8 protein-coding genes and 1 pseudogene are annotated in these 8,430 nt (G+C 67.0%); 2 read left to right on the top strand and 7 right to left on the bottom strand.

What is annotated here, in order from left to right; genetic code table 11:
* Nucleotides 1-76 precede the first annotated feature (76 nt).
* The 5 genes from Q8814_RS22430 to Q8814_RS22410 form a co-directional block, all read right to left on the bottom strand.
* Nucleotides 77-976 (bottom strand): LLM class flavin-dependent oxidoreductase, encoded by a 900-nt coding sequence (locus tag Q8814_RS22430; RefSeq protein ID WP_330154190.1) that lies wholly within the window; start codon nt 974-976, stop codon nt 77-79.
* A gap of 32 nt (nt 977-1,008) precedes the next feature.
* Nucleotides 1,009-2,142 carry a 2-oxoacid:ferredoxin oxidoreductase subunit beta gene (locus tag Q8814_RS22425; RefSeq protein ID WP_330154189.1) on the bottom strand — a complete coding sequence of 378 codons (1,134 nt, stop codon included), beginning with the start codon at nt 2,140-2,142 and terminating at the stop codon, nt 1,009-1,011.
* Between the two features lie 14 nt (nt 2,143-2,156).
* A complete protein-coding gene (locus tag Q8814_RS22420) occupies nt 2,157-4,064 on the bottom strand; it encodes a 2-oxoacid:acceptor oxidoreductase subunit alpha (RefSeq protein WP_330154188.1) in 1,908 nt (635 codons plus the stop codon).
* A 96-nt stretch (nt 4,065-4,160) separates the two neighbouring features.
* Nucleotides 4,161-5,159 (bottom strand): MDR family oxidoreductase, encoded by a 999-nt coding sequence (locus tag Q8814_RS22415; RefSeq protein WP_330154187.1) that lies wholly within the window; start codon nt 5,157-5,159, stop codon nt 4,161-4,163.
* A gap of 31 nt (nt 5,160-5,190) precedes the next feature.
* Nucleotides 5,191-5,901 carry a dienelactone hydrolase family protein gene (locus tag Q8814_RS22410; RefSeq protein WP_330154186.1) on the bottom strand — a complete coding sequence of 237 codons (711 nt, stop codon included), beginning with the start codon at nt 5,899-5,901 and terminating at the stop codon, nt 5,191-5,193.
* A 176-nt stretch (nt 5,902-6,077) separates the two neighbouring features.
* On the opposite strand from Q8814_RS22410, the gene Q8814_RS22405 reads away from it, so the two are divergent.
* A complete protein-coding gene (locus tag Q8814_RS22405; protein ID WP_330154185.1) occupies nt 6,078-6,770 on the top strand; it encodes an SDR family NAD(P)-dependent oxidoreductase in 693 nt (230 codons plus the stop codon).
* A gap of 33 nt (nt 6,771-6,803) precedes the next feature.
* Nucleotides 6,804-7,844 carry a DUF2889 domain-containing protein gene (locus Q8814_RS22400; RefSeq protein ID WP_330154184.1) on the top strand — a complete coding sequence of 347 codons (1,041 nt, stop codon included), beginning with the start codon at nt 6,804-6,806 and terminating at the stop codon, nt 7,842-7,844.
* Between the two features lie 28 nt (nt 7,845-7,872).
* Here Q8814_RS22400 and Q8814_RS22395 read toward each other — a convergent pair whose 3' ends face one another.
* Together Q8814_RS22395 and Q8814_RS22390 are read right to left on the bottom strand one after the other, a co-directional pair.
* Nucleotides 7,873-8,181, bottom strand: a complete 309-nt coding sequence (locus tag Q8814_RS22395) for a WhiB family transcriptional regulator (protein ID WP_330154183.1) — start codon at nt 8,179-8,181, stop codon at nt 7,873-7,875.
* A gap of 32 nt (nt 8,182-8,213) precedes the next feature.
* Nucleotides 8,214-8,430: pseudogene (locus tag Q8814_RS22390) on the bottom strand (acetyl-CoA C-acyltransferase); the annotation flags it as partial.

The following is an 8,430-nucleotide window of genomic DNA, read 5'->3' as shown; positions in this document are numbered from 1 at the left end:
CGTCCGCGTCGGCGGTCCTCGCCACGGTGATCGACGGGCGAGTCGTGTACGGCTGAGCGCAGAGTCGGGACAGCGGTCAGGGAACCACGGTCAGCGCACGCATCGGCGCGATCACGTCCCGCCCGAACCGCTCGAGTGTCGCAGGATCGGCGAAGTCGTGGAACCGGAGCACCGCCAGTTCGACGCCCCGCCGGTATTCGGCATGCAGTTGTTCGACGAGTTCGGCTGCTGTACCGACCAGTGGTGCACCCCAACCCGATTCCGGCATCCGACGGGCCGTAGCGGCGGAAACCTCGGGTATGTCGGTGGCGTCCTCGGCGAAACCGACGGCGTACTGAGCCGAGATCCGGGCCGCGCCGCGCAGCGTCGCAAGTTCCTCGAGTCGATCGCGCGCCCCACCCACGCAATTCCACCAGTCCGCATGCTGCGCGACGAGGGGCATCGTCAATGTGCGTCCACCGCCGCCGATGTGGACAGGAATCCGCTCCTGCACCGGAACGGGCAATCCGTACGCTCCGCTGAGCCGGAAGTGCTTGCCGTCGTAGTCGAACGGTTCACCGGTGCACATCAGCCGGAAGATCTCGATGGTCTCACCGAGCGCCTCGGCACGTTCACGGCGCGAACCCACCGCGACACCGAACCGCTCGAATTCGTCTTCGACCGAGCCCCAACCCAACCCGAGATCGAGCCGACCACCGCTGAGATGGTCGACGGTCGCCGCCATCTTCGCGAGCAGTGCCGGATGCCGCAGCGGCGAGCACCCCACGAGATGACCGAGTCGGATGGTGGAGGTGGCGCCGGCAAGTGCGGTGAGCAGTGTCCAGCTTTCGAGGGAATCGGTGGGTCGCCCGCCCGGTGAGTACAGGTGGTCCATGAGCCAGAACGAGTCGAATCCGGCCTCGTCGGCGGCGACCGCGCGCGCCTTCATGTCTTCGACACCGAGACGGAACTGCGGGACGAAGACACCGAATTGCATTGCCACCTGGCACTCCCCTTTTCGACGGCCTGTCACGATACTGTCCAGGTGTTCCCTCCGTCGAGGAGTTGCTGAAGATCGGCCGGTGCGGTCTCCTTCGCCCGCGCCACCTGATCGCGTGCGCCGTCGTCGTACGTCGGGCGTCGCACCGCGCGCACGATTCCGGTGACGGTGTACGCGAGGTCCTGATCCGACAACCGCGCCAGCGCGTAGGCGTATTCGGGGTCGTCGGTGTGTGCGTCGTGGACGACGATGTCGCCGGGATCCACGTCCGTCCGCGCTGCGACGCGAAGTCCGAAACCTCGCCGGACCACGCAGAATTCGTCGTCGGTCCCGAAGATGATCGGTTCTCCGTGCCGCACGTGGATCAGCCGCGACGCGGAACCTTCCTTGCGGAGCGCGTCGAAGGAGCCGTCGTTGAAGATCGGGCAGTCCTGCAGGATCTCGACGAACGCGGCGCCACGGTGTTGCGCGGCGGCGAGCAGCACTTCCGTCAGACTCGCCCGGTCGGAGTCGAGGGCGCGTGCGACGAAACTCGCCTCGGCGCCGAGTGCGACCGACATCGTGTTGAACGGTGCATCGAGCGAACCCATCGGCGTGGACTTGGTGATCTTGCCGATCTCCGAGGTCGGCGAGTACTGGCCTTTCGTCAGGCCGTAGATCCGGTTGTTGAACAACAGGATCCGCATGTTCACGTTGCGGCGCAGCGCGTGGATCAGGTGGTTGCCGCCGATGGACAGGGCGTCGCCGTCACCGGTGACGACCCACACCGACAGGTCCGGCCGGGTGACGGCCAACCCGGTCGCCAGGGTCGGCGCACGACCGTGAATGGAGTGCACGCCGTAGGTGTCGAGGTAGTACGGGAATCGCGACGAGCATCCGATGCCCGAGACGAAGACGATGTTCTCCTTCGCCAGACCCAATTGCGGCAGCATGCTGCGCACGGTCGCGAGGATGACGTAGTCGCCGCATCCGGGGCACCAGCGCACTTCCTGATCGGATGTGAAGTCCTTCGCCTTCTGCGGCGTGTCGCTGCGCGGCACATCGGCGAGGGCGCTGAGCCCGAGATCCTCACCTACCGAACTGTTTCGGGCAGCGCCGTTATTGGCTGCGCCGTTGTGGACGGCACCGTTCTGAGAGACACCGTTGTGGACAACATCGGTCATACTCGGATCTCCGATCAGCGGGTGACGGCCGCGGCGACCGCGGCAGGGGTCTTGGCGTTCTCCGTGGCGCTCAGCGTGCCCGCGAACTCCTCGAGGAGCGCCTCGTGCAGTTCGTCGGCGCGGAACGCCATGCCGGCCACCTTGGTGACGGGTTGGATGTCGGCGTCGAAGCGGGCCTCGAGGACCATCGACAGTTGACCGAGGTTCATCTCGGGAACCAGCACGCGTCGATATGCTCCGAGCACGTCTCCGAGGTTCGCGGGCATCGGATTCAGGTGCCGCAGGTGCGCGCGGGCAACCGGATGCCCGGCACGCCGAACCCGGCGCACGGCTTCACCGATCGGACCGTAGGACGATCCCCACCCGAGGAGCAGCACCTCCGCATCACCGGTCGGGTCGTCGACCACCAGATCGGGAACCTCGATGCCCGCAACGCGCGCGACGCGCAGACGTGTCATCAACTCGTGGTTGGTGTGGTGGTAGGAGATGTCGCCGGTGCCGTTGGCCTTTTCGAGACCACCGATGCGGTGTTCACGACCCGCGGTGCCGGGCACCGCCCAGTCGCGGGCGAGCGTTTCCGGATCGCGCGCATACGGCAGGTGTCCGGGGTCGCCGTCGCCCGGTGGGGTCGCGAAGCCGGGGTCGATAGCGGGAAGCTGTTCGGCCGAGGGGATGCGCCACGGCTCCGAGCCGTTCGCGATCGCGCCGTCGGACAGCAGCATCACCGGCGTGCGGTAGGTGACAGCGATGCGGGCCGCTTCCAGCGCCGCGTCGAAGCAGTCCGCCGGCGACTGCGGCGCGACGATGGCGACCGGGGATTCGCCGTTGCGTCCGAACATGGCCTGCAGCAGATCTGCCTGCTCGGTTTTGGTGGGCAGACCCGTGGACGGCCCACCGCGCTGGACGTCGACGACGATCAGCGGGAGTTCGGTCATCACGGCCAGGCCGACGGCCTCGGATTTGAGAGCCATGCCCGGGCCGGATGTGCTCGTCACGCCGAGAGCCCCACCGTAGGACGCGCCGATCGCGGCGCCGATGCCCGCGATCTCGTCCTCGGCCTGGAAGGTGTAGACGCCGAATCGCTTGAGTTTGCTGAGTTCGTGCAGGATGTCCGACGCCGGCGTGATCGGATACGTCCCGAGGAACACGTCCATGCCCGCCGATCTGCCGGCGGCGACGAGTCCGTAGGCGAGCGCGGTGTTGCCGGTGATCTGCCGGTACGTGCCCGGTGGTAGCGATGCCCTGCCCACCTCGTAGGTGGTGGCGAACGATTCGGTGGTTTCCCCGTAGTTCCAGCCCGCCCGGAGGGCGAGGATATTGGCATGGGCGATGTCGGGTTTCGTCGCGAATTTCTGTTCGAGGAACCGCTCGACCGTCGCGACCGGCCGCCCGTACATCCACGACAGGACGCCGAGCGCGAACATGTTCTTCGCGCGGTGTCCGTCCTTCTTCCCGACACCGGTGGGTTCGACCGCGCCGATCGTCAGGGTGCTCATGGGAATTGCATGCACCTGGTAGTCGCCGAACTCATCGGTTTCGAGCGGGTTGCTGTCGTATCCGGCCTTGGCCAAATTGCGTTTGGTGAACTCGTCGCTGTTGACGATGAGCGTGCCACCGCGCGGCAGGTCGTCGATGTTCGGTTTCAGCGCGGCCGGGTTCATGGCGACGAGCACGTCCGGTCGGTCGCCGGCGGTGAGGACGTCGTAGTCGGCGATCTGGATCTGGAAGCTCGACACCCCGTGCACGGTGCCCTGGGGTGCCCGGATCTCGGCGGGAAAGTTGGGTTGCGTGGCCAGGTCGTTGCCGAATGCGGCGGCCTCGGCGGTGAACCGGTCGCCGGCGAGTTGCATGCCGTCGCCCGAGTCGCCCGCAATGCGGATGACGACCTGTTCGAGTTTCGTCGGGGTCGGTTTCGACTCCATACAGCTGCCTCGTTTCGACGCCGGGACCGGTTGTGCGCTCCATAGTCGTCTTTCGCGGCAAACCTGCAACCCGTTCCGTCGAGTTCGTGCGAGTCGCTACCCGGACGAGGCGGTGCCGGCAACGTCGATGACGACGCGTCCACGCACGCGACCTGCGAGGATGTCCTCCGCAAGTTGCGGGATCTCCGGGAATCCACGCACGGTTGTGATCGTGTCCAGTACGTCGAGCGGGAGGTCGGAGCCGAGGCGGCGCCACGCTTCGATGCGCACCTCGGTCGGGCACATCACCGAATCGACACCGATCAACCTCACGCCGCGCAGGATGAACGGCAACACCGTGGCAGGTAGATCGTTGCCACCGGCAAGGCCGCACGCCGCGACGGTGCCGCGGTACTTCGTCTGGGCGATGGCATTGACGAGTGTGCTCGACCCGACGGTGTCGACCACTCCGGCCCACCGTTCGGGCTGCAGCGGGCGGCCGACCTCCCCGCCGAGTACGGTCCGGTCGAGGAACGACTTCGCACCGAGGCTCGTCAGGTATTCATGGGTCTCGGGTCGGCCGGTGGAAGCCACGACGTCGTAGCCCAGTCCCGCGAGAATCGCGACGGCAACGCTACCCACTCCGCCTGCGGCGCCGGTGACGAGAACTTCGCCATCTGCAGGGCGCACGCGGTGCGCTTCGAGTTCGAGGACGCACAGCATCGCGGTCAGCCCCGCGGTACCGATCGCCATCGACCGTGCGGGACTCAGACTCTCCGGCCGGCGCACGAGCCACTCGGAGCGGACCCGCTGCCGGGTGGTGTACGCGCCCGGGTGGGTTTCGGACAGTCCCCAGCCGGTGAGCACCACTTCGTCGCCCGGCTTCCAGTCTGGCGAATCCGATGCCGCGACGGTGCCGGCGAGGTCGATACCGGCGGTCATCGGAAACCGCCGCGCTATCTTGCCTTTGCCGGTGACGGACAGCCCGTCCTTGAAGTTGAGCGACGAATAGGCGATGTCGACCGTGACGTCGCCGTCGGGCAGGTCGGCCTCGGTGACGCTGGTGAGCGCGGCAGGGCCGGGTTCGGTGATGACATAGGCCGGGAACTGATCCACGGGGTTCTTCCTTTCGAGGTGTTCGGCGCTGTCAGCGGGTCGTGTCGCCGACGAACTGCAGGACCTGCGGCCACGACACGGCGTAAGCGGCGGCGTTGATCGGGTTGCTGTGCCGGGCCCGCGTGCTGAAGGCGTGCTCGGCGCCCGGATAGACGTGAATGATGCTTGCTCCGGCGCGGCGGGATTGGAGTGCGCCCTGAAGGTCTGCGAACGTCTCTGTCGACATGACGGTGTCGGCACCCGCGTGCAGCACCATGACAGGCGCGGTGACGGCCGTAGCCGATTCGATCGTGTCGATCGTATGGTTGGCCTTCGGCGGCGAGAAGATCGACGGGTGATATGCGACGACGTTCGCGAGCCGCTCGTCCCGGCCGGCGAGAATCAGGGCCAACCGTCCGCCCAGGCACCAGCCGATCACTCCGACCTTCGTCAGTCCGAGCGGGCCGAAGGCGTGATCGAGGAGGGCGTTCATCTCGGCCAGGCAGGTCTCGTCGTCGAGCTTGCCCATCATCGCGAGCAGCTTCTGGTAGGAGCTACCGTCCAGCGAGGGTCCGTGCCACGGGTCCCATACGAGCGCCGTCACTCCCGAGGCAGCGATGTCGGCGGCATATTCGCGGACCTGCTCGTCGATGCCGTTGAGGGGCGGCAGCAACAGCATGCCGCCCTCGGTTCCGGTTGCCGGACGTGCCAGATACGCGTGGAGATCTCCGACCCGGACGAAATCGGCCTCGATGTCGGTCATGGATCATCCTTTCCCGCTGTTCGGCGTATGGCTCGATCCTCGCCCATCGGCGACGAAGATGCGTCCCGTCCGCATCGGAGAGACCCGAATGAGAACTACATTTCCGTTTTTGGTATCGTGACTCTCGTCACCCGGCGACAGTGCGCGGGTGCATATCGGAAAGGGTAGGTGAGACCATGGCTCGCACCGTATTGGTCAGTGGCGGTACCGGCGGTCTCGGTTCGGCAGTCACGAAACACCTTCTCGAATCCGGTTGGCGGGTCGTCGTTCCGTGGCTTGTCCGCGAAGAGCTCGACCGCGTGGGCACCCATCCGAATCTGCATCTGGTGCAGGCCGATCTCAGCAACGAACAGCAACTCGAAGACGCCCTGGCGCTGGCCATGGACGATCCCGACTCTCCCCTGTTCGGTGTCGTCAATCTGGTCGGCGGATTCACGTCCGGGCCGCGGGTGCACGAGACGCCGATGGACGTGCTCGATTCCCAGCTCGACCTCAATCTGCGCACCGCATACGCGGTCAGCCAGGCCGCGCTGCCACACCTGATCCGTCGCGGCGGCGGCTCGATCGTGTGCATCTCCGCGGCTGCCACCCGCAATCCCTTCCCCGGTGGCGCGTCGTACATCGCGTCGAAGGCCGCCGTCTCCGCACTCGTCGAAACCATGGCGCTCGAGTACCGCGACGACCACATCCGCGTCAACGCACTGCTGCCCGTGGTGATCGACACCCCCGCCAACCGCGCCGCCATGCCCGACGCCGACACCAGCCGGTGGTCGCAGCCCGCCGACCTCGCCAAGGTCATCGAGTTCCTGATCTCCGACGCCGGCGCACCCATCACGGGCGCGCTGATCCCGGTGACCAATATGAACTGAGTTTCTGCACGGCCGAATCGGTAGTCTGCGCCCGTGACGTCGAGACCGATTCCGCCCCTGCGGGTGCTGCATCCGAACCATGGCGTGCACGATCCGAGTACCGCGACCCCGTCGCGCCGGGCCGGGTCCGTGCGGCGCACCAGCAGCATCGACATGTTGCGTCCCGGTGGCCTGCAGTCCGCTCTGCACCTGGTCGGCATCGCACGCGATCTGGTGACCGGCGACGACGGTGCGGCTCGCGTGGCCTCCGGCGCAACGCTGGGGATGGAGATCGATTTTCTCGGCGGCCGAACGATCACCCGGATGGACACCGATCCTGCCGACGAGACGCTGCAGGGTCTGGTCGGCACGTCCGCAAGCGTGGGCTTCCGGGGACGACTCGACGAGGTGGCACCGCACCTGCGTCGCGCTCGCGAACCACTGCACCTGCTTCTCGACGACGTTCCCGGCACAACCTTGATCTCCGGTAATTCCCTCAGCGCGGCCGGAGCCCTCCGCGACGGTGTCCGTACCGGATATATCCCGGCGGCGGATCAGTGCGCCGGCTTCGTCTCCGGCGGCACCCTGATGACCTCGTTCGAGACCGTGGGCGCATCACCCCTCGTCACCGGACCGCAAGCACCGGCGATCGAAGACACCGGCGATCCCGAGGGCTGGCACCGACTGCCGACGCTGCCCGAACACGGAATGCGCAGGCGCCGCCGCATCGACGTGTACCGCTGTGACACCGGCCCGCGGGAAGAGGCCCGGTACGGGGTGGACGCATGGTTCCGCGATACCCACGTCGACGCCGACGGCCTCGAGACGATCGTGCACGAATACCACCTGGACGCGACATTCGACGGGGCGACAGGACGGGTTCTCTCCTCCATCGCCACACCCCGGGTGCTGCCGTGGCAGGAATGTCCGGGCGCCGTCGCCAGCGCGTCCCGGATCACCGGGCTCACGCTCGACGAACTCCACCTGCGGGTGCGGCGGGACCTGCGCGGAACCTCGACGTGTACCCATCTCAACGACCTGCTGCGCAGCCTCGCCGATGCGGCAGCACTCGCCGAGATGCTCGGGGCGGCTTGATCTTTCCCTCCGAAAGCCCACCGGAACGTCACACCGGCTGCAACCGGCCCAGCTTCCTGGCCCGCACGACCGCGCGCCGTTCGGCGTAGTTCATCCCGCCCCAGATGCCGTGCGATTCGTCGTTGAGCAGTGCCTGATCGCGGCATTCGGCGATCACCGGGCAGGTTCGGCAGATCTTCTTGGCGGCCGCCTCGGCTCCGGCCACCGGTCCGCGACCTTCGTCCTTCTGTGGGAAGAAGACCGAGGTGTCGAAGCCGCGGCAACGCGCCCACACCATCCAGTCCCTGCCCTCGGGCCGATGAACCTCGTAATCGAATTGCGCGTTTCCCTGAATCATTCTCTACCTCCGCTGCTTCCGGGCCCGCGCGTTCAGGCCGACGTGATCGATGCGGCCATCCCCTGGCCGCCGCCGATGCACATCGTCACGAGGGCACGCCCACCGCCTCGACGCTTCAGTTCGTGCAGCGCGGTGGTCGCCATGCGGACACCGGTCGCGCCGATGGGATGCCCGAGTGAGATGCCGGATCCGTTGACGTTGAGCTTGTCCCGATCGTCCCAGCCCCACTCCGACAGCACGCCGAGGACC

It is taken from the genome of Rhodococcus chondri (assembly GCF_036327435.1).
In the GTDB taxonomy this organism is placed as follows: domain Bacteria; phylum Actinomycetota; class Actinomycetes; order Mycobacteriales; family Mycobacteriaceae; genus Rhodococcus; species Rhodococcus chondri.
Note: the sequence above shows the minus strand (reverse complement) of the source record. Positions and strands in the feature narration are given on the sequence as shown.

Bases quoted from the DNA above. Each gene is read 5' to 3' on its own strand.
- Q8814_RS22430 (WP_330154190.1), bottom strand. From the start codon at position 976: ATGCAATTCGGTGTCTTCGTCCCGCAGTTCCGTCTCGGTGTCGAAGAC.
- Q8814_RS22425 (WP_330154189.1), bottom strand. From the start codon at position 2,142: ATGACCGATGTTGTCCACAACGGTGTCTCTCAGAACGGTGCCGTCCAC.
- Q8814_RS22420 (WP_330154188.1), bottom strand. From the start codon at position 4,064: ATGGAGTCGAAACCGACCCCGACGAAACTCGAACAGGTCGTCATCCGC.
- Q8814_RS22410 (WP_330154186.1), bottom strand. From the start codon at position 5,901: ATGACCGACATCGAGGCCGATTTCGTCCGGGTCGGAGATCTCCACGCG.
- Q8814_RS22405 (WP_330154185.1), top strand. From the start codon at position 6,078: ATGGCTCGCACCGTATTGGTCAGTGGCGGTACCGGCGGTCTCGGTTCG.
- Q8814_RS22395 (WP_330154183.1), bottom strand. From the start codon at position 8,181: ATGATTCAGGGAAACGCGCAATTCGATTACGAGGTTCATCGGCCCGAG.